14 protein-coding genes are annotated in these 20712 nt (G+C 47.3%); 10 read left to right on the forward strand and 4 right to left on the reverse strand.

Translation table 11 applies throughout. The features are described from left to right. The first annotated feature begins 103 nt into the window (after window positions 1-103). A complete protein-coding gene (locus HF894_RS03755; protein WP_204971157.1) occupies window positions 104-1009 on the forward strand; it encodes a Ppx/GppA phosphatase family protein in 906 nt (301 codons plus the stop codon). Between the two features lie 11 nt (window positions 1010-1020). Here HF894_RS03755 and HF894_RS03760 read toward each other — a convergent pair whose 3' ends face one another. After that, on the reverse strand, window positions 1021-1539 hold the full coding sequence (locus HF894_RS03760) for a DUF6515 family protein (RefSeq protein ID WP_204971158.1): 519 nt from the start codon (window positions 1537-1539) through the stop codon (window positions 1021-1023). A 138-nt stretch (window positions 1540-1677) separates the two neighbouring features. On the opposite strand from HF894_RS03760, the gene HF894_RS03765 reads away from it, so the two are divergent. Further along, complete coding sequence (locus HF894_RS03765; RefSeq protein WP_021846241.1) at window positions 1678-2088, forward strand: hypothetical protein; 411 nt, start codon at window positions 1678-1680, stop codon at window positions 2086-2088. 112 nt (window positions 2089-2200) lie between these two features. Here HF894_RS03765 and HF894_RS03770 read toward each other — a convergent pair whose 3' ends face one another. Together HF894_RS03770 and rlmD are read right to left on the reverse strand one after the other, a co-directional pair. Continuing rightward, the gene (locus HF894_RS03770; RefSeq protein WP_204971159.1) at window positions 2201-3109 is read right to left on the reverse strand and encodes an RluA family pseudouridine synthase; all 909 of its coding nucleotides are present in this window, start codon (window positions 3107-3109) and stop codon (window positions 2201-2203) included. Between the two features lie 12 nt (window positions 3110-3121). Continuing rightward, window positions 3122-4564 (reverse strand): 23S rRNA (uracil(1939)-C(5))-methyltransferase RlmD, encoded by a 1443-nt coding sequence (gene rlmD, locus HF894_RS03775; RefSeq protein ID WP_204971160.1) that lies wholly within the window; start codon window positions 4562-4564, stop codon window positions 3122-3124. Between the two features lie 202 nt (window positions 4565-4766). Between rlmD and ppdK the strand changes: the two genes are divergently transcribed. The 5 genes from ppdK (at window position 4767) to HF894_RS03800 (ending at window position 13601) form a co-directional block, all read left to right on the forward strand. Next, on the forward strand, window positions 4767-7487 hold the full coding sequence (gene ppdK / locus HF894_RS03780) for a pyruvate, phosphate dikinase (protein WP_204971161.1): 2721 nt from the start codon (window positions 4767-4769) through the stop codon (window positions 7485-7487). 450 nt (window positions 7488-7937) lie between these two features. Then, a complete protein-coding gene (gene ileS, locus HF894_RS03785; RefSeq protein ID WP_204971162.1) occupies window positions 7938-11426 on the forward strand; it encodes an isoleucine--tRNA ligase in 3489 nt (1162 codons plus the stop codon). Window positions 11427-11479: 53 nt separating this feature from the next. Continuing rightward, window positions 11480-11860, forward strand: coding sequence for a TraR/DksA family transcriptional regulator (locus HF894_RS03790; RefSeq protein ID WP_021846236.1), 381 nt, complete (start codon window positions 11480-11482; stop codon window positions 11858-11860). A gap of 86 nt (window positions 11861-11946) precedes the next feature. Beyond that, window positions 11947-12621: a lipoprotein signal peptidase gene (locus tag HF894_RS03795; RefSeq protein WP_075318834.1), complete on the forward strand. Its 675-nt coding sequence runs from the start codon at window positions 11947-11949 to the stop codon at window positions 12619-12621. After that, window positions 12618-13601, forward strand: a complete 984-nt coding sequence (locus tag HF894_RS03800; protein WP_204971163.1) for a DUF4296 domain-containing protein — start codon at window positions 12618-12620, stop codon at window positions 13599-13601. Before HF894_RS03795 ends, HF894_RS03800 begins: the two co-directional genes overlap by 4 nt. Window positions 13602-13896: 295 nt before the next feature. Here HF894_RS03800 and HF894_RS03805 read toward each other — a convergent pair whose 3' ends face one another. After that, complete coding sequence (locus HF894_RS03805) at window positions 13897-14670, reverse strand: RNA methyltransferase (protein ID WP_204971164.1); 774 nt, start codon at window positions 14668-14670, stop codon at window positions 13897-13899. Window positions 14671-14966: 296 nt separating this feature from the next. Between HF894_RS03805 and tamL the strand changes: the two genes are divergently transcribed. From tamL to HF894_RS03820, 3 genes are read left to right on the forward strand one after another with little or no spacing between them, the layout of a single operon-like run. Further along, window positions 14967-17276 carry a translocation and assembly module lipoprotein TamL gene (tamL, locus tag HF894_RS03810; RefSeq protein ID WP_204971165.1) on the forward strand — a complete coding sequence of 770 codons (2310 nt, stop codon included), beginning with the start codon at window positions 14967-14969 and terminating at the stop codon, window positions 17274-17276. Between the two features lie 25 nt (window positions 17277-17301). Continuing rightward, a complete protein-coding gene (locus HF894_RS03815; RefSeq protein WP_204971259.1) occupies window positions 17302-18969 on the forward strand; it encodes a M23 family metallopeptidase in 1668 nt (555 codons plus the stop codon). A 34-nt stretch (window positions 18970-19003) separates the two neighbouring features. After that, window positions 19004-20647: a C69 family dipeptidase gene (locus HF894_RS03820; protein WP_204971166.1), complete on the forward strand. Its 1644-nt coding sequence runs from the start codon at window positions 19004-19006 to the stop codon at window positions 20645-20647. Window positions 20648-20712 lie beyond the last annotated feature (65 nt).

A 20712-nucleotide genomic window follows, 5' to 3' on the forward strand; every position in this document is an offset into this window, starting at 1 on the left:
CGTGCAGGGCGGAATCCCGGAGCTGGAAAGCTTCCTGCAACGTGCAGGACGGAATCCCGAAACAGGCAAATGATGTTCAATCTGAAAGAAATAAAAAAAAGATATGTGTAAGAAATGTTATGCCGCCATCGATATCGGCTCGAACGCCGTGCGGCTCCTGATTAAGAAAGAAGAAGAAAACGAAAACCTGGTCAGCCGTCGGCTGTCGAAGGTGATGATGCTCCGTGTGCCCCTCCGTCTGGGTTTCGACGTCTTCTCGCTGGGCGAGCTTTCGGAGGGCAAAGCCGTGAAACTGCGTCGCCTGATGAAAGCCTTCCGCCAGCTGATGAAGATATACGAAGTGACCGACTACCGCGCCTGCGCCACCTCGGCCATGCGCGACGCCCGTAACGGCAAGGCCGTCATCAAGAAAGTACTGAAAGATACGGGTATCCGTATCGAAATCATCGACGGACAGGAAGAGGCCCGCATGATTTACAACAACCACGTGGAGTGCCTCGAAGACCGTACCGGCAACTACATCTACGTCGACGTGGGCGGTGGAAGCACCGAAATCAATCTCCTGACGAACGGCGTGCTGGTACAGTCGCTTTCCTACAACGTAGGTACCGTGCGCATGTTGAGCAACGCAGTGCGCGAAGAGGTCTGGGAACAGATGAAAGACGACCTGACTCGCCTGACTGCTGACTTCTCCGACATCAACATCATCGGTTCGGGCGGCAATATCAACAAGCTTTATCGTCTGGCCGACAAGAAAGACAAAAAGCTCCAGCGGATGCCCATTGCCTCCTTGCAGGAACTCTACGACCAGCTCAGCCCCCTGACGCCCGAGCAGCGCATGAAGGAATTCAGCCTCAAGGCAGACCGTGCCGACGTCATCGTCCCCGCCGCGCGGATATTCCTGACCATTGCCGAAACGGTAAAGGCGCAGTACGTCCACGTGCCCGTCATCGGTCTGGCCGACGGCATCATCGACAGCCTCTACTCCAGCAATAACCTGCCGGAGTAAAGGCTGCTCCGTTAGAGGAAACCTACAATCTTGAAGTGCAGGTTTCCTCCGGACTTGAAGGGACGGTAGAGGACATCGTGGCAGACATACAGTATCTCTCCTTTTTTCTTAATCCGGTACACGCCGGTTTCTGGCAAGAGAGGCACAATCATGCCTATTTCGGGGCGTACCACGACGTAACTTGCATTGGCATAGCGGTAGAAAATACCTTCTGCAAAAAAGTAGGGTGCATGATTGAAGCTGATACTTATGCAGTGCTGGGGACGTTCCCTGTAATGTGTCCCTACGGGCGGCATCGGTCTTCTGGGTGGACGGTGACCGTGAACTTTGTGAGGCGGCTCGGGTTTCCGGTGATGGACTTTATGAGGCGGTTCGGGCTTCTTGTGGTGAGGTTTCTTTGTTTTGTGGTCTTTAGGATCTTTATCAGTTACGGCAGTTGGATTAGAGGCCTCGACACTCATCGTACAGGTAGGCAGGTAGCCGAAAGAAAGCGCAGCTGCCAATAAAAGGATAGTTGTAGATTTCTTCATAATCGTCATTTTTTAAGTTAAGTTTCTTATTTTGTTAGACAGTGTCATCATCGGAAAGTTTAAACGCCTTTGGTAAAAAGCTTGTCTCATCCTGTTTTTTTCATTATGTTTGCCGCCGTTATCAATAAAAACAGATTTATGAAAACTTGTAATTTTGTGAAAATGCTGACAGCCTGCATGCTGTCATTCCTCTTTCTGTCGTGTGGTGACGATATCGTCTATGAAACCATTAAGAATACAGATGAAGGCTTGTGCGACAAGACTTGGATCATGCAGACCGAACAGGATGGTGCCATAGTGCGCCAATATAAGCTGACTTTCTATTCGAAAAACCAGAAGGGACAAGAATTGACCGTGACATACGATGAAGATGGAAAGACTTCCGTAGATCGGGAATTTTCATGGAGATGGGTAGATAATAGCAAAGAAGCTTTGCTCCTGACATTTACTACCGGCGAGAAAGTGTTTGAAAACGTATGGGTACGCGAACATTACCTTTCCGGCAGATTGGACGGAGAAATCATCGTGCTGACAGAAGAAGGTTATTGACGGCACTCTATTATTCGGCTTGAAATACGAACGCCATGGATTTACACTTTTCAATCCTGTAAATCCATGGCGTTTTTTATATCTGGGAAACCGTTGGGATGGTCGTGTCAGTTCATTTCTTTACCAGCAGGTTCTTGAAGCTGGGTGGATAGGGTGTTTCAAATTCCATCTTTTCTCCGGTGACGGGATGATAGAAGCAGAGCTTGAATGCATGGAGCGCCAAACGGCCGATGGGGTTGAGGTCTTCGATGCCATAACGTCCGTCACCAATGATGGGGTGTCCCAAGTCCTGCATGTGGACGCGTATCTGGTTCTTTCGCCCTGTTTCAAGATGCAGTTCGACGAGTGAATATCCGTTGGCCCGCTTGATGGTGCGGTAGTGCGTGATGGCCTCCTTTCCGCCGTCATCCGATGGACTGGAGTAAACATACAGTGTTCGGTCCGTTAGCCAGGAGCGGACGATGCCGCTGTCTTTTTCCATTTCACCTGCCACGACGGCCACGTAACGGCGGTCAAATACAATCTGATGCCAATTGTCGCGCAGTGTATGCTGCGTCTTTTCATCTTTGGCAAACATCATCAGTCCGGAAGTGTCACGGTCGAGGCGATGTACTACGTAGACACGATTGTTGCGTCCTGAACGCTTCAGATATTCGTTCAGAATAGTACAGGCGGTACGCTCCTTCTGCCGTTCGGTACTGACCGAGAGCAGCCCTTGCATTTTCTCTACAACGATGAGATAGGCGTCTTCGTAGACAATTTTCAGCAGCTTGTGGTGGAACTCGCGGTTGCCCTTGTCGCGGCTGATTTGTACCTTCATTCCGGGCTGCAGGGGAAAATTATATTGGGTGGTGATGACGTTGTCTACAAACACAATACGTTTGCTCAGGAGCGATTTCAGCTTGGTACGGCTTGCCTGAGGCATCTTGGCTGCCAGAAATTCCATCAGTTCCATCGACTCTTTGACAAAGTAATCCGTATATTGGGCACGAGCCCTTGCAGTTATTTTTTCTTTTGACACGTGAAGAGATTTTTATTGGTTTTCAGTTGCAGATTGTTCTTTCAGTTCAAGCAGTACAACATTTTCCACATGGTGTGTATGGGGAAACATATCAACGGGTTGTATGGCTTTGACGCGGTACTTCACATCCAGCAGTTGCAGGTCACGGGCTTGTGTAGCGGGGTTACAGCTGACATAGACAATGCGTTGGGGTTGTGCTTCCAGAATAACGTTGATGACGTCGGGATGCATGCCTGCGCGGGGTGGGTCAGTGATGATGACATCGGGCCGTCCGTACTGGCTGATAAAGTCCTGTGTCAGGATATCTTTCATGTCGCCGGCAAAGAAGAGTGTATTGTCGATGCCGTTGATTTCTGAATTTACTTTTGCATCTTCGATAGCTTCGGGCACGTACTCGATACCGATGACTTGGCGTGCCTGTCGGGATACAAAGTTTGCAATGGTTCCTGTGCCTGTATAAAGATCGTACACCAGTTCGTTACCGGTTAGTCCAGCAAAGTCGCGTGCTACCTTGTACAGTTTATAGGCTTGTTCTGAATTTGTTTGGTAGAACGATTTGGGCCCTACTTTGAAGCGCAACCCTTCCATCTCTTCGAAGATATGATCCTTGCCCTTGAATGTTTGCACATCGAGGTCGGTAATTGTGTCGTTCACCTTATTGTTTACTATATATAATAAGGAAGTGATCTCGGGGAACGAGTCGGCCACGTATTGAAGCATCGCTTTGAACTGTACCATTTCTTCGTCTCGTTCGATGCGGCACACTAATATAACCATCAGTTCACCTGTCGAAGAAGTACGTATGATAAGGTTGCGCAGCATACCTTCGTGGGTACGGATATTGTTGAAGGTATAGTTATGTTCGTATGCGTAGTCGCGGATTGCATTACGGATACGGTTGGATATATCGTCCTGAAGCCAGCATTTTTCAATGGCCAGTACCTTATCAAATGAGTTGGGAATATGGAAGCCCACGGCGTTCATCTGTTCATACACTACGTCTTGTTCCACCTCTTCAGTTGTAAGCCAACGTTTGTTGGAGAATGTATATTCCAGTTTGTTTCGATAAAATTCTGTCTTGTCTGAACCTAAAATGGGAGAAACTTCCGGTAATTCCACTTTCCCGATACGCGTCAGGTTGTCGGTTACCTGTTTTTGCTTATACTTGATTTGTTCAGCATAAGGAAGTACTTGCCATTTGCATCCGCCACATACGCCATAGTGCTGGCAGAATGGAACGGATCTTTTGGGGGAGTATTCGTGGATTTTTACCGCTTCTGCTTCGGCGTAGTGATGTTTCTTTCTTTTGATTTGTAAGTCGACTATATCTCCAGGTACAACATAAGGTACGAAGATAACCAGATCATTTACTTTTGCGATGGCTTTTCCTTCGGCAGCCACGTCTGTTATTGTTACCTTTTCCAGTAGAGGAAGTTCTTTTCTCTTTCTTGCCACTTTTACACCAGTCTAATAAATTCTGCTGCAAAAATAGCTATTTTTCGGTAAATATTAATGTTTTGGAGAAATAATAAAGATTGCAATGTCGAAATTGCATTTTTATCTAAAATTCTTGTGCAAAAAGTTTTATAGTATGTGAAATATATTTAGCTTTGCGCACATGAATTGAGAAAAGCACATTCAAAACCTTTTTAATATTATGGATAAAAAAAGAGTTTATACCTTTGGAAATGGCCATGCAGAAGGCAAGGCCGACATGAGAAATCTGTTGGGTGGTAAAGGTGCGAACCTGGCCGAAATGAATCTGATTGGAGTGCCGGTACCTCCGGGATTTACCATTACAACAGAAGTTTGTACTGAGTACAACGAAATGGGACGCGACAAAGTGGTTGAATTGTTGAAAGAAGATGTTGAAAAAGCCATATCACATGTGGAAAGCCTGATGTCTTCCAAGTTCGGTGATGTGGAAAATCCTCTGTTGGTATCTGTACGTTCGGGTGCCCGTGCTTCCATGCCGGGTATGATGGATACTATTCTGAACCTGGGTTTGAACGATGAGGTTGTGGAAGGCTTGACCCGTAAGACGGGTAATGCGCGTTTCGCATGGGATTCTTATCGTCGTTTTGTACAGATGTATGGCGATGTTGTGTTGGGTATGAAACCGACCAACAAGGATGACATCGATCCGTTTGAAGCTATTATTGAGGACGTGAAGCACGCAAAAGGGGTGAAGCTGGATAATGAATTGGAGGTGGAAGACCTGAAAGAACTGGTAAAGCGCTTTAAGGCTGCTGTAAAAGAACGTACCGGACAGGACTTCCCGACATGTGCTTACGAACAGCTGTGGGGCGCTATCTGTGCAGTATTTGATTCTTGGATGAACGAACGTGCCATCCTCTATCGTAAGATGGAAGGTATACCCGATGAATGGGGTACTGCTGTTAATGTCCAGGCGATGGTATTTGGTAATATGGGTGATACTTCAGCTACAGGTGTTTGCTTCAGCCGTGATGCCGCTACGGGTGAAGACCTGTTCAATGGCGAATATCTGATCAACGCGCAGGGCGAGGACGTGGTAGCTGGTATACGTACGCCGCAGCAAATCACCAAGATCGGTTCACAACGTTGGGCTGAACTGGCAGGTATCAGCGAAGAAGAACGTGCTTCCAAGTATCCTTCCATGGAAGAGGCTATGCCTGAAATCTATAAAGAGCTGGATGCTCTGCAGACGAAGCTTGAAAACCACTATCGCGATATGCAGGACATGGAGTTCACTGTACAGGAAGGCAAACTCTGGTTCCTCCAGACACGTAACGGTAAGCGTACGGGTGCTGCTATGGTGAAGATTGCTATGGATTTGCTTCGTCAGGGTATGATCGACGAAAAGACAGCTTTGATGCGTTGCGAACCCAATAAGCTTGATGAGTTGCTTCACCCTGTATTTGATAAGTCTGCTTTGAAACAGGCTAAGGTGCTGACTCGTGGTTTGCCTGCTTCTCCGGGTGCTGCTTGTGGTCAGATTGTGTTCTTTGCCGATGATGCAGCTGAATGGCGTGCTGCCGGTAAGCGCGTGGTGATGGTTCGTATCGAAACATCTCCCGAAGACCTTGCTGGTATGGCTGTGGCCGAAGGTATCCTGACAGCTCGTGGCGGTATGACTTCGCATGCTGCTGTAGTAGCTCGTGGTATGGGCAAGTGTTGTGTATCAGGTGCAGGCGCATTGAACGTAGATTATAAAGCTCGTACAGTGGAAGTAGACGGTGTCGTTTTGAAAGAAGGCGACTTTATTTCGTTGAATGGAAGTACGGGTGAAGTATACAAAGGAAAGGTGGAAACGAAGGCTGCCGAGCTGTCCGGCGATTTTGCCGAGCTGATGAAACTGGCCGATAAATATGCTAAGTTGCAGGTACGTACAAATGCCGATACGCCTCACGATGCTACCGTGGCTCGTAACTTTGGTGCTGTTGGTATCGGTTTGTGCCGTACGGAGCACATGTTCTTCGAAGGCGAGAAGATTAAAGCTATGCGTGAAATGATTTTGGCTGAAGATGCTGAAGGCCGTCGCAAGGCGTTGCAGAAGATTCTTCCTTATCAGCAAGCTGACTTTAAGGGTATCTTTAAGGCAATGGCGGGTTATCCTGTCACTGTTCGTCTGCTCGATCCGCCTTTGCATGAGTTTGTGCCCCACGATCTGAAGGGACAGCAGGAAATGGCTGAAGCCATGGGCGTTAGCTTGCAATACATCCAACAGCGTGTTGAGGCTTTGTGCGAACACAACCCGATGTTGGGTCATCGTGGCTGCCGTCTGGGTAATACTTATCCTGAAATCACTCAGATGCAGACACGCGCTATCTTGGGCGCTGCTCTTGAACTGAAGAAGGAAGGTGTGGAGACACATCCCGAAATCATGGTGCCGTTGACCGGTATCCTCTACGAGTTCAAGGAACAGGAGAAAGTAATCCGTGCTGAGGCTGCCAAACTGTTTGAAGAAGTAGGTGACAGCATCGAATTCAAGGTAGGTACGATGATCGAAGTACCGCGTGCAGCCCTGACTGCTAATCGCATCGCTTCGTCGGCTGAATTCTTCTCATTCGGTACGAATGACTTGACACAGATGACGTTTGGATACTCACGTGATGATATCGCTTCTTTCTTGCCGGTTTATCTGGAAAAGAAGATCTTGAAGGTAGACCCGTTCCAGGTACTCGACCAAAATGGTGTAGGTCAGTTGGTTCAGATGGCTACTGAGAAGGGTCGTGCCATCCGTCCGGATTTGAAGTGTGGTATCTGTGGCGAACATGGTGGTGAACCGTCGTCCGTGAAGTTCTGCCACAAGGTTGGCTTGAACTACGTAAGCTGCTCACCGTTCCGTGTACCTATCGCGCGTCTGGCTGCGGCTCAAGCTGCCATTGAAGGCTGACATTAGATAGATAATCATCAATATATTAAGGGAATTCGCTTTAAGAGTGAATTCCCTTTTTGTTTTACATATCGAAATAGAGAGTGGTTGTGTCATACAGTGCTTCGTGAGGGTCTGATGAAGTGCTCTGTGAGGGTGCCATACAGTGCTTTGTGAACTACTGAGGAAGCACTGTGTTAGGGATTCAGAAAGCACTGTGTTAGGTGGTGAAAAACTATGCTTTCGGCTTGTAAAGTCAGCCTTTTGTCTGATAAAAGGCATTTTGGAGGTTGTGTCAGGATGTGTCTGTTCTTGGCATACAAATGTTTTTCTTCTCTAAAACAACGCTTTTCTCCACTTTTTTTATAATTTTGCAGCCTTAAAACAGGAGGTTGGGTTCGAAGTATCTGAAGGATGCGTGACCGGCAGCCTCCAATAAGCAACGTTCAAAATAAAAACAAAAATAAAACCATGGGTAAATTTGCCGAACATTCAAAGTTTAATCTATCGGAAATCAACAAGGAAGTGTTGAAGAAATGGGACGAAAACCAGGTTTTCGCCAAGAGTATGACAGAACGTGAAGGATGTCCTTCCTTCGTATTCTTCGAAGGACCTCCCTCGGCCAACGGTATGCCGGGCATTCACCACGTCATGGCTCGTACCATCAAGGACATCTTCTGCCGCTACAAGACGATGAAGGGCTTCCAGGTGAAGCGCAAGGCCGGATGGGATACGCACGGACTCCCCGTGGAGCTGGGCGTGGAGAAGGCGCTGGGCATCACGAAGGAAGACATCGGCAAGACCATCTCCGTGGCCGACTACAACGCCGCCTGCCGCAAGGACGTGATGAAGTTCACGAAGGAGTGGGAGGACCTGACGCACAAGATGGGCTACTGGGTGGACATGAAAGACCCTTACATCACTTATGACAACCGCTACATTGAGACCCTCTGGTGGCTGTTGAAGCAGCTCTACAAGAAGGGCCTGCTCTATAAAGGCTATACCATCCAGCCCTATTCGCCCGCCGCAGGTACGGGACTGAGCTCTCACGAGCTGAACCAGCCCGGCTGCTACCGCGACGTGAAGGACTTGACGGTGGTAGGCCAGTTCAAGATGAAGAACCCGAAGCCCGAAATGGCAGAGTGGGGTACACCTTACTTCATCGCCTGGACCACTACGCCCTGGACCTTGCCCAGCAACACAGCCCTCTGCGTAGGCCCGAAGATTGACTACGTGGCCGTGCAGACCTACAACGGCTATACGGGCGAGAAGATGACCGTCGTACTGGCCAAGGCTTTGCTCTACACGCACTTCAACAAAAAGGCCGAAGACGTTGCATTAGAGGACTATAAGCCAGGCGACAAGCTGATCCCCTTCAAGGTAGTAGGCGAGTACAAGGGTACGGACCTCGTAGGCATGGAGTACGAACAGCTCATCCCTTGGGTGAAGCCCACCGAGCTGGACAACGAAGGCAACTGGCAGGAAGCATCGGCCAAGGCTTTCCGCGTCATCCCCGGCGACTATGTGACGACAGAGGACGGTACGGGTATCGTACACATCGCCCCGACCTTCGGTGCCGACGACGCCAACGTGGCACGTGCGGCCGGCATCCCCTCGCTGTTCATGATCAACAAGCGTGGCGAAACCCGCCCCATGGTGGACCTCACGGGTAAGTTCTACCTGCTGGACGAGCTGGACGAGAAGTTTGTGGCCCAGTGCGTCGATACTGAGGCCTACAAGGAATATCAGGGTCGTTGGGTGAAGAATGCCTATGACCCGCAGTTCACCGTCGACGGCAAGTACGACGAGAAGGCCGCCCAGGCAGCCGAGTCGCTCGACTTCTACATCTGCATGATGATGAAAGCCACCAACCAGGCCTTCAAGATAGAGAAGCATGTGCACAACTATCCGCACTGCTGGCGCACGGACAAGCCGGTGCTCTACTATCCGCTGGATAGCTGGTTCATCCGCAGCACCGCCTGCAAGGAGCGCATGATGGAGCTGAACAAGACCATCAACTGGAAGCCCGAGTCAACGGGTACGGGACGCTTCGGCAAGTGGCTCGAGAACCTGAACGACTGGAACCTGAGCCGTTCGCGCTACTGGGGTACACCGTTGCCCATCTGGCGCACCGAGGACGGCACGGAAGAGAAGTGCATCGAATCCGTAGAAGAACTTTACAACGAAATAGAGAAGTCCGTGGCCGCCGGCCTCATGACGGGCAATCCCTACAAGGACAAAGGCTTCGTGCCGGGCGAATATACGAAGGAGAACTATGACAAGATAGACCTGCACCGCCCCTACGTGGACGACATCATCCTCGTTTCGAAGGACGGCAAGCCCATGAAGCGCGAGACCGACCTGATTGACGTTTGGTTCGACTCTGGCTCCATGCCCTATGCGCAGATACACTATCCGTTCGAGAACAAGGAGCTGCTGGACAGCCATCAGGTATATCCCGCCGACTTCATCGCCGAAGGCGTTGACCAGACGCGCGGCTGGTTCTTCACGCTCCATGCCATCGCCACGATGGTGTTCGACAGCGTTTCCTACAAGGCTGTCATCTCCAACGGTCTGGTGCTCGATAAGAACGGCAACAAGATGTCCAAGCGACTGGGCAATGCCGTCGATCCCTTCTCGACCATCGAGAAATACGGTTCCGACCCCTTGCGCTGGTACATGATTACCAACTCTTCGCCGTGGGACAATCTGAAGTTCGACGTCGAAGGTGTGGAGGAAGTGCGCCGCAAGTTCTTCGGTACCTTATATAATACGTATTCCTTCTTCGCCCTCTATGCCAACGTCGACGGCTTCGAATACAAGGAAGCCGACGTGTCCATGGAGAAACGTCCCGAGATAGACCGCTGGATTCTGTCCCTGCTCAATACGCTGGTGAAGAATGTGGATGCCTGCTACAACGACTACGAGCCTACCAAGGCTGGCCGACTGATATCCGACTTCGTCAACGACAACCTGTCTAACTGGTATGTGCGCCTCAACCGCAAACGCTTCTGGGGTGGTGGTATGACTGAAGATAAGCTCTCGGCTTATCAGACCCTCTATACTTGCCTCGAGACGGTGGCCAAGCTGATGGCGCCCATCGCACCGTTCTATGCCGACATGCTCTACAGCGACCTGATTGCCGTGACTGGCCGCGACCAGGTGGTTTCTGTCCACCTCGCCCAGTTCCCCGTATGCGATGAGACACTGGTTAATACCGAACTTGAAGCCCGTATGCAGGTGGCTCAGGACATCACGTCCATGGTACTCGCCCTGCGTCGCAAGGTGAACATCAAGGTACGCCAGCCGCTGCAGTGCATCATGATTCCTGTGGTGGACGAAGAACAGCGTGCCCACATCGAAGCCGTGAAGACGCTCATCATGAACGAGGTGAACGTGAAGGAAATCAAATTTGTCGATGGAGCCGCCGGCGTACTGGTGAAGAAAGTGAAGTGCGACTTCAAGAAGCTGGGTCCGAAGTTCGGCAAGCAGATGAAGGCCGTGGCTGCCTCTGTAGCAGAAATGTCACAGGAAGCTATCGCCGAGCTGGAAAAGAACGGCCGCTACACCTTCAAATTGGACGGTGCGGAGGCTGTAGTCGAGGCTGCCGACGTGGAAATTTTCAGTGAAGACATCCCCGGCTGGCTGGTGGCTAACGAAGGCCGACTGACTGTGGCACTGGAAGTTACCGTTACCGAAGATCTGCGTCGTGAAGGTGTGGCCCGCGAGCTGGTGAACCGCATCCAGAACATCCGCAAGTCCAGTGGCTTTGAAATTACCGACAAAATAAATATTACATTGTCTAAAAATACGCAGACAGATGATGCGGTAAACGAATATAAAGACTATATTTGCAACCAAGTTCTGGCAACCTCACTTATGTTAGTTGATGAAGTACAAGAAGGTACCGAATTGAACTTCGATGACTTCTCGCTCTTTGTGAAGGTTGAAAAGAACTGATAGAGATTGGAAAAGATAATTTAATACCGAAACAAACTAAACACATTACAATTATGGCAGAAAAGACAAGATACTCAGATGCAGAATTGGAAGAGTTTCGCGCCATTATTTTGGAAAAGTTGGAGTTGGCGCAACGTGACTACGATTTGCTGAAAGCCAGTCTGACCGGAGCCGACGGCAATGATACAGATGATACGTCTCCTACATATAAGGTATTGGAAGAAGGGGCCAATACGTTGTCCAAGGAAGAGACTACTCGCTTGGCTCAACGCCAGCTGAAGTTTATCCAAGGACTTCAGGCTGCTTTGGTGCGTATTGAAAACAAAACTTATGGTATTTGCCGTGAGACTGGTAAACTGATACCGAAGGAACGCCTGCGTGCCGTTCCTCATGCTACTTTGAGCATCGAAGCTAAGAATAGCGGTAAAAAGTAATTTGAAACATTAACAGGCTATGGGCTGCGCAAGGATCTGTGTCTTTGTGCTCCTATAGCTTGTGCTTTTTTGGAATGCATAAGGGAATGAAGAGCTTTTGGACAAAAGGGCGGATAGCTTTGTTTGTGATATTCTCGGTATTGTTGGTAGACCAGTTGATAAAAGTGGCTGTAAAGACGGGAATGTATTGGCATGATAGTATTAATGCTATCGGCTGGCTATACGACAAATTGGGCATTCAAGCCGAACCTCCTACATGGTTTTATATATTCTTTACAGAAAACAACGGAATGGCTTTTGGAATGGAGATTGTCGGAAAGTTATTCTTGACTTCATTTCGCATTGTTGCAGTAGCTGTTATCGGGTGGTTCCTTTATAAATTTGTACAGCATAAGATGAAGACTGGCTTCATTGTATGTGTGTCATTGGTTTTGACGGGAGCCTTAGGCAATATTGTTGACAGTGTATTTTACGGCGTACTGTTTAGCGAAAGTACCAGTTACCAACTGGCTTCATTTCTGCCAGAGGGAGGAGGATATGCTCCTTTGTTTTACGGCAAGGTAGTAGATATGTTTTATTTCCCTATTATCGAAGCTAATTGGCCTTTATGGATGCCTTTTGTCGGGGGAGATCATTTTATTTTTTTCAGTCCGATATTTAATTTCGCGGATGCTGCAATCAGTTGTGGCATTGTCGCCTTGTTGCTGTTCTATAGCAAATATTTGAATGAAGCTTATCATGAAGTGACAAAGAAAGGATGAAACGTAGCAATCAAATTCAACGGTATGGTCTGTTCGTTTTCTTAGTCTGGACATTATTTGCGTGTCAGGTAAAACGTCCTGAAACGGTATTGTCGGATAAACAAATGGAGGACGTACTTTATGACTATCATATAGCCAAAGCATTGGGTGAAGCATTATCTTATAATGAGAATTATAAGCGTGTACTTTACGTCGAGTCTGTTTACAAGAAATACGGAATAACAGAAGCACAATTTGATTCATCAATGGTTTGGTATGCTAGAAATCCAGAAGTCTTAAGTAAGATTTATGAAAATATCAATGCACGGCTGAAAGCAGAAAAAGCAACTGTTGAGGATTTGTTGGCTTTGCGTGAAGGTAAGCCTCAAACTTCAGCTCCCGGTGATAGTGTGGATGTCTGGTTTGGACAGGAGCTTTATCGGTTGTCAGGGATGCCGTTGAATAATAAAGTGACCTTTTCGCTGCCTGCAGACAGTAACTTTTTCGGTCGTGATACGTTACGTTGGAATATCCGTTTTCTGTATCCTGACAAGGAGTTTGATAGTATTTCTGCTCCTATCATGGCCATGTCCCTACATTATAAAAATGATAGTGTAATTAGTGCTTTTCGTAAGATTTTCACTACGGGTGATTATTCTATATCTTTACAAAGCGACACGATGGGAGAACTTAAAGAAGTGAACGGTTTTGTCTACTATTCTAGTTCGGAGAAAAAGTCTTTGTTGCTTGATAAGATTTCTCTCATGCGTTATCATAGTGCCGATTCTGTAGCTGTTGCAGTAACAGATACTTTGAAAGCTGCTGAAAAGGATACTTTGAATGTGAAAAAGGAACCGGAGAATATAGATAAGGACAGCTTGGAGTCGGATAAGAAAGAACTGAATACTATACCTCGCATGCGACCTAAACCATCGTCTACGTTGGTTCAACCACAAAAACAGGAAGCTCGTCCTCGTTTGCAAAAAAGAAGGGTAAATTAGGCTGAAAGGATTTGAATGATGAAACGGTATGCTTCTCATTACCTGTATTTACCAGGATATGGCTTTTTGTGGCATTATGTTGTGCAGATGCACGAAAATTGTGTGGAAGCTCTTTTCCCCATGTCTGACGAAATAGAAAGTACAGAATGGCAACCGGGGGTTATTGCTTTAGTTCCTTTGGAGGCAGATGTATCTGCGCTTTCGTTCAATTCTAAGGATATTCTTTCTGAAGTTCCTGTAGAAGTTGTGGAGCGTATGTCGTGTTTGGTGCCTGTCCTTTTGTTTCCTTTTGATTTTACAAGGATGGAGCCTGTCTCCGAAACTCGGCACAAACTACTGCAGTAGCGATGGCTACGTTGAGCGATTCCGAAGTTTCCCGTCCGGTCGGATAATTAGGGATATAGAGCCGACGGTTGATCAGGCTGCCTACTTCCGGACTGATACCGTTCCCCTCGTTGCCCATCACGATCAGACCGTTTTTCGAAAGCTTTTCTCCGTACATGTTCTCTCCATCCAGAAAGGTTCCGTATACTGGTATGTCCGTTTCTAAGTTTCGTATCAGGTCAGGCAGGGGAGTGTAGTGTATTCTTACATGTGCAATGCCCCCCATAGTGGCCTGCATAGCTTTAGGATTGTAGATGTCTGCCGTTTGGGGTGAGCAGAATACGTCCTCAATACCAAACCAGTCGGCCAGGCGTATGATGGTCCCCAGATTTCCAGGATCCTGTATGTCATCCAGAGCCAGGCATAGAGAATGGCCGATAACCGACGGATCTGTCGGATATTCCGGTTGGTCGAATACAGCTAGTACTTGTTGCGGTGTTTTTAGCAGGCTGGCACGTGACAGCTCTTCTTCGTTTACTATCAATGTTTCACCAACATCGTTTAGTTGTAGTTCTTTATTGTTTATGAACCATTTGTCTGTTGCAGCCAGTAATCTGCAATGAAAATGTCCCAATAAATCTCCTACGAGTTTGTGACCCTCAGCTAAAAATGCCTTTTCTGTTTTTCGGTTCTTTTTGAGTTCCAGGGAATGGATATATTTAATTTTGTTTTTGCTCAGTGCCATATTCCGCTTCTTTATCTTTTTCGCAAATGTACGTCATTATTTTCAGATAATCAAAACAATGTGCATCGTGAAGATATAAGTCGTATGTGCTGTTTTCAGGCCTTGTTTTGTAAACATGGACTTTAGCTCCGTAAAGTGGCACTTTAGCGCGCTAAAGAGGGACTTTACGAAGCTGAAGTAGTACTTTATTTTCTGGAACAAAAGATGGTATTCGGATGATGCTCTTTGGGGCCCATTTGTTTTTGCAAACCGAAAAAATAAGGTATATTTGTCGCAGTTTATATGTGTGTGCTGATATGAAGAAAGGCTTGTATTGTGTAATATCCGTTCTCGCTTTGTTGCTGTCGGTCTCTTGTTCATCTACTAAGTATGTGCCCGATGGCTCTTATTTGCTGGACGAAGTGAGTATACATACGGATAATAAAGAGGTAAAGCCTTCCAGTCTTTCCATGTATGTACGACAGAATCCTAATGCCAAATGGTTTAGTTTGTTCAAGACTCAGCTGTATGTCTATAATTGGTCGGGTGCCGACAGTACTCGGTGGATAAACCGAGTGTTGCGTAAGGTTGGGGATGCTCCTGTGATTTATCGGAAAGAAGATGCGGATCGTACTCGTGAAGAGATGACCAAAGCAGTTCAGAATATGGGCTATATGGGAGCTTCTGTTGAGACGGAATGTCATGTGAAAAAGAAAAAGATACGGCTTGTCTATAACGTGGCTACAGGAAAACCGTACATTGTGAGAACTATCCGTTATGATATTCCCGATGACAATATTCGCAATTTGATGCAGCTCGATTCGGCGGGTACCTATTTATCTGAAGGTATGCGTTTTGATGTGAATCAGCTGGATGCCGAGCGGCAACGTATTACAAATAATTTGTTAGGGAATGGTTATTATAAATTCAATAAGGATTTTCTTTCTTATACTGCTGATACTGCACGCAATACTTATCTTGTGGATTTGACTCTTCACCTTTTGCCTTACAGGCAGCGGGGAGGAACGGGAAGCCAGCAGCATCGTCAATATACGATCGGAAAAGTAGGTTTTGTGACTGATTACAATGTGTTGCAGTCTTCCGCTAATAGTATTGAAGTGAATGATTCTCTTCATTACAACGGTCTATCGTTTTATTATAAGGATAAGTTATATCTGAGGCCTCAACTTTTGGAGAATAATCTTCATATTTTGCCGGGTGATTTATATGATGAACGGAAGGTTCAGCGCACCTATTCTAATTTTGGTCGTTTGCAGGCATTGAAATATACCAATATCCGTTTTGTCGAAGAACGTGAGGACAGTACTCGTTTGGATGCCTATATTATGTTGACCAAAAGCAAACACAAGTCTGTTTCATTCGAACTTGAAGGTACAAATTCAGCGGGTGATCTGGGTGCAGCGGCAGCAGTGTCTTTCCAGCATCGTAACTTGTTCAGAGGTTCCGAAGCTTTGATGCTTCGTTTTCGTGGAGCCTATGAGGCTATTTCACCCTTGAAAAGTGGATATAATCAAGAAAATTATATGGAACTGGGGGCTGAAGCGACAATCAATTTCCCTCGTTTCATGTTCCCTTTTTTAAGCAGAGATTTTAGACGTACAATTAGGGCAACTACTGAATTTGGATTGCAATACAATTATCAGATGCGTCCAGAATTCACTCGTATTGTGGCATCAGGTAGTTGGAGCTATCGCTGGGGAATGCAACGTCAGCGTTCGCAACATCGTATAGATTTGCTTGACATCAATTACTTATATATGCCATGGATCGATCCTGCTTTTCGTGAAATCTATCTTGACAAGGAGCAGAATTATATATTGGCTTATAATTATGAAGACCGTTTTATTGTTCGTTCGGGTTATAGCTATACTTATAACAGTGCTGGCCAGGCATTGATGAATAATGCATTGTTGGGCAATTCTTATTCTGTGCGTATCAATATAGAATCTGCAGGTTCTTTACTGTATGGCTTGGCCAAGCTGACAGGGATGAAAAAAAATGAGTCAGGTGAATATACATTGTTAAATATTCCTTTTGCTCAATACATAAAAGGAGATATCGATTATGCGAAGAATTTTGTAATAGACAATCGTAATTCGTTAGCATTTCATGTAGGTGGAGGTATTGCCGTCCCTTATGGAAATGCGAGTGTTGTTCCATTTGAAAAACGATATTTTTCTGGAGGAGCTAATAGCGTACGTGGATGGTCTGTTCGAGAACTGGGGCCTGGTTCCTATGTTGGCGATAGAAACAATTTCTTAAATCAGTCGGGAGATATCAAACTGGATGCCAGTGTGGAATATCGTACGCATCTTTTTTGGAAACTGCATGGGGCATTGTTTGTTGATGCTGGCAATATTTGGACTTTGCATGAATATGAAAGCCAGCCGGGGGGACAATTTAAATTTAATACTTTTTACAAGCAGATAGCTGTCGCTTATGGTATGGGAATCCGTTTGGATCTGGATTTTTTCGTTTTACGTTTTGATGCTGGTATGAAGGCTATCAATCCTGTTTACGAAAGTGGGCGGAATCGTTATCCTATTGTTCATCCAGATTTCAGTCGTGATTTTGCTTTTCACTTTGCGGTAGGTTATCCATTTTAAACAAATAAATATGAGACGATAAATGATGAAATATATTTTATTATTATGTGGACTGTTTGTCTACTTTGGGAATATCTCTGCCAAACCATTTGCAGTATCGGAAGATACTGTTCGTTTTATAAATCCTTTTGCTCATTCTATTACTTTTAGTGGCAATTTTGGCGAACTTCGTGCTAACCATTTTCATGGGGGGCTTGACTTTAAGACGGGAGGGGTAACAGGAAAGCCTGTACGTGCATTGGCTGACGGGTACATTTCACGTATCCGTGTAACACATGGATCAGGCTACGTGCTCGATGTCGTCTATAACAATGGTTATTCTACTATTAACCGTCACTTGGAAGCTTTCGTAGGCGATATTGCTCGACGTGTGGAGGATTTGCAATATGAGCAGGAGAGCTGGGAAGTAGAGATTGTGCCTGAGGCAGGGGAATATCCCGTCAAGACAGGACAAATCATTGCTTATAGCGGCAATACAGGTTATTCGTTTGGACCTCATTTACATTTGGACGTTATCGAGACGGCCACGGAAGACTATGTAGACCCGTTGCCTTTCTTTGCCGGACAGGTGAAGGATCACACGGCGCCGCGGGCGCAGGGCATCATGCTCTTTCCGCAACGCGGACGGGGTGTGGTGAATGGCAAGACGACGAGACAAACTTTTGGTCTGAACCAGACGACGGGCATCACGGCTTGGGGTGAGATAGGAGCAGGTATCCGTGCCTATGATTACATGGACGGGGTGCATAACCGTTACGGCGTACATACGGTGATTCTCGAAGTGGATGGGCAGGAAGTTTTTCGTAGTGTAGTGGATCGTTTTGCCTACGATGAGAATCGCTACATTAACTCTTGGACTTATGGGCAATATATGAAGTCGTTCATCGACCCCGGTAATCGTCTCCGTCTGCTACATGCCTCGAATGGCAACCGTGGGTTGGTGACCATCGACGAGGAGCGGCCCTATCGCTTTGTCTATACGCTGCGCGACGCGCTGGGCAACGAGTCGAAGGTGCGCTTCACTGTGCAGGGCCATCGGAGTGAGATTCCTGTGGTGGAACATCGCGAGAAGTATCATTTCCGTTGGGACAAGGTGAATTATCTGCAGGAACCTGGCCTCGAGCTGGTATTGCCCCGCGGCGTACTCTACGAAGATGCTTATCTGAATTATGCGGTTCGTGGCGATAGTGGTGACATAGCCTTTACCTATCAACTGAACGACCGCAACATTCCCTTGCACAAGGCATGCAATCTACGTATCGGATTGCGTCACCGTCCGTTGGCCGACAGCACGAAGTACTACGTGGCGAGTGTTAGTGCTAAAGGCAGTAAATACAACATGGGTGGTCACTACGTGAACGGCTACATGGAGGTGAAGGTGCGCGATCTGGCTACCTACACCGTAGCTATTGATACCGTTCCACCCATACTGACGCCTGTAGGGCAGGCCGGTTGGGGACGTACGGGACGTATCGTTTTTAAGGCAAAGGACGCACAGACAGGCATCGCCTCCTATCGTGGTACCATCGACGGAAAATATGCTCTCTTCGGCAAACCGAACTCTGTGAAGGGAGAGTTGGTGTGCCAACTTGACCCTCGTCGGGTGAAGAAAGGCGGCAGTCACGTGCTGGTGATGAGTGTCACTGACGGTTGCGGCAACGTCACTATACGTCAGTATCGCTTTGTGTGGTAAATACTTAATATTCAAATAATAAAAATTATCGATTATGAAGATTAGAAGATTGACCCTTGCTGTCGTTTGTATGGCAGCAGCCGTAGCTGATACACTGGCTTGTACCAATCTTATTGTGGGCAAGAACGTGTCGGCCGACGGTTCGACCATCATTTCCTATTCGGCCGATTCCTATTCGCTGTTCGGCGAGTTGTATCACTACCCTGCTGGCATGCACAAGAAGGGAACGATGATCAATGTTTATGAGTGGGATACGGGTAAGTACCTGGGACAGATAGAACAGGCTCGTCAAACCTATAATGTAGTGGGCAACATGAACGAATTTCAGCTGACGATTGGAGAGACCACTTTCGGCGGGCGTCCTGAGTTGGTGGACACGACAGGTGTTATCGACTATGGTAGCTTGATTTACCTGGGCTTGCAACGTTCGCGTACGGCACGTGAGGCTATCAAGGTGATGACCGAGCTGGTGCAGGAGTATGGCTATTATAGCAGTGGCGAATCTTTTACCATTGCCGACCCCAATGAAGTGTGGATTATGGAGATGATAGGCAAGGGGCCCGGCGTACGTGGTGCCGTGTGGGTGGCTGTTCGTGTGCCGGACGACTGTATCTCGGCTCATGCCAACCAGAGCCGTATCCATCAGTTCGACATGAACGACAAGGAAAACTGCATGTATTCGCCTGATGTCATTTCCTTTGCCCGCGAGAAGGGCTACTTCAATGGGGTGAATAAGGACTTCAGCTTCTCCAAGGCCTATGCACCTCTTGATTTTGGTGCACGCCGCTATTGCGAGGCTCGCGTGTGGAGCTACTTCAATATGTTTACCGACCGTGGCGAAGAGTTTCTGCCCTATATCCAGGGTACGACCGATGAGCCGATGCCTCTTTATATAAAACCTAACCGCAAAATTTCCGTGCAAGATGTGAAGAACGCCATGCGCGACCACTACGAAGGCACGGCACTCGACATCACAAAGGATTTTGGTGCTGGTCCTTATCATACTCCCTACCGGCTCTCACCACTGGAGTTTGAAGTGAACGGACAGAAATACTTTAACGAGCGTCCCATCTCCACCCAGCAGAGCGGCTTCGTGTTCGTGGCACAGATGCGCGAGAACCTGCCCGATGCCGTAGGTGGCGTGCTGTGGTTCGGCCTGGACGATGCCAACATGACGGTGTTCACGCCTGTCTATTGCTGCGCTACTCGTGTACCTGAGTGCTACACACGTGTAGACGGTGCCGACTACATCACCTTCTCCTGGAAGTCTTCTTTCTGGATATACAACTGGGTGGCCAACATGGTATATCCGCGCTATGATCTGATGATGGATGATGTGCGGGCTGTGCAGAACGAAATTGAGACTACCTTCAACCAGGCACAGGAAGGTATCGAAGCTGTTGCTGTGAAACTGCTGGAAACCGATCCTGCCAAAGCCAAGGAATTCTTGACGAACTACACCGTGATGACGGCTCAGAGCACACACGACGCTTGGAAACGCCTTGGTGAATTCTTGATTGTTAAATATAATGACGGTGTGGTGAAGCGCGTAAAGGACGGTAAGTTTGAACGTAATTCCATCGGTCAACCGGCCGGTGTCATCCGTCCAGGCTATCCGAAAGAGTTTCTTGAAGAATATGTGAAACAAACAGGAGACCGATATAAAATTCCTGAATAATTTGTTTCTTCATTTTATCTGATTATCTTTGTCGGACAGTAAAACAGATAATGTATTAACCTATA

Source organism: Caecibacteroides pullorum (assembly GCF_019239235.1).
Classification (GTDB): Bacteria; Bacteroidota; Bacteroidia; order Bacteroidales; family Bacteroidaceae; genus Bacteroides; species Bacteroides pullorum.

Coding starts and splice junctions, on each gene's coding strand:
- HF894_RS03755 (WP_204971157.1), top strand. CDS start 104: ATGTGTAAGAAATGTTATGCCGCCATCGATATCGGCTCGAACGCCGTG.
- HF894_RS03760 (WP_204971158.1), bottom strand. CDS start 1,539: ATGAAGAAATCTACAACTATCCTTTTATTGGCAGCTGCGCTTTCTTTC.
- HF894_RS03765 (WP_021846241.1), top strand. CDS start 1,678: ATGAAAACTTGTAATTTTGTGAAAATGCTGACAGCCTGCATGCTGTCA.
- ppdK (WP_204971161.1), top strand. CDS start 4,767: ATGGATAAAAAAAGAGTTTATACCTTTGGAAATGGCCATGCAGAAGGC.
- ileS (WP_204971162.1), top strand. CDS start 7,938: ATGGGTAAATTTGCCGAACATTCAAAGTTTAATCTATCGGAAATCAAC.
- HF894_RS03790 (WP_021846236.1), top strand. CDS start 11,480: ATGGCAGAAAAGACAAGATACTCAGATGCAGAATTGGAAGAGTTTCGC.
- HF894_RS03795 (WP_075318834.1), top strand. CDS start 11,947: ATGAAGAGCTTTTGGACAAAAGGGCGGATAGCTTTGTTTGTGATATTC.
- HF894_RS03800 (WP_204971163.1), top strand. CDS start 12,618: ATGAAACGTAGCAATCAAATTCAACGGTATGGTCTGTTCGTTTTCTTA.
- HF894_RS03805 (WP_204971164.1), bottom strand. CDS start 14,670: ATGGCACTGAGCAAAAACAAAATTAAATATATCCATTCCCTGGAACTC.
- tamL (WP_204971165.1), top strand. CDS start 14,967: ATGAAGAAAGGCTTGTATTGTGTAATATCCGTTCTCGCTTTGTTGCTG.
- HF894_RS03815 (WP_204971259.1), top strand. CDS start 17,302: ATGAAATATATTTTATTATTATGTGGACTGTTTGTCTACTTTGGGAAT.
- HF894_RS03820 (WP_204971166.1), top strand. CDS start 19,004: ATGAAGATTAGAAGATTGACCCTTGCTGTCGTTTGTATGGCAGCAGCC.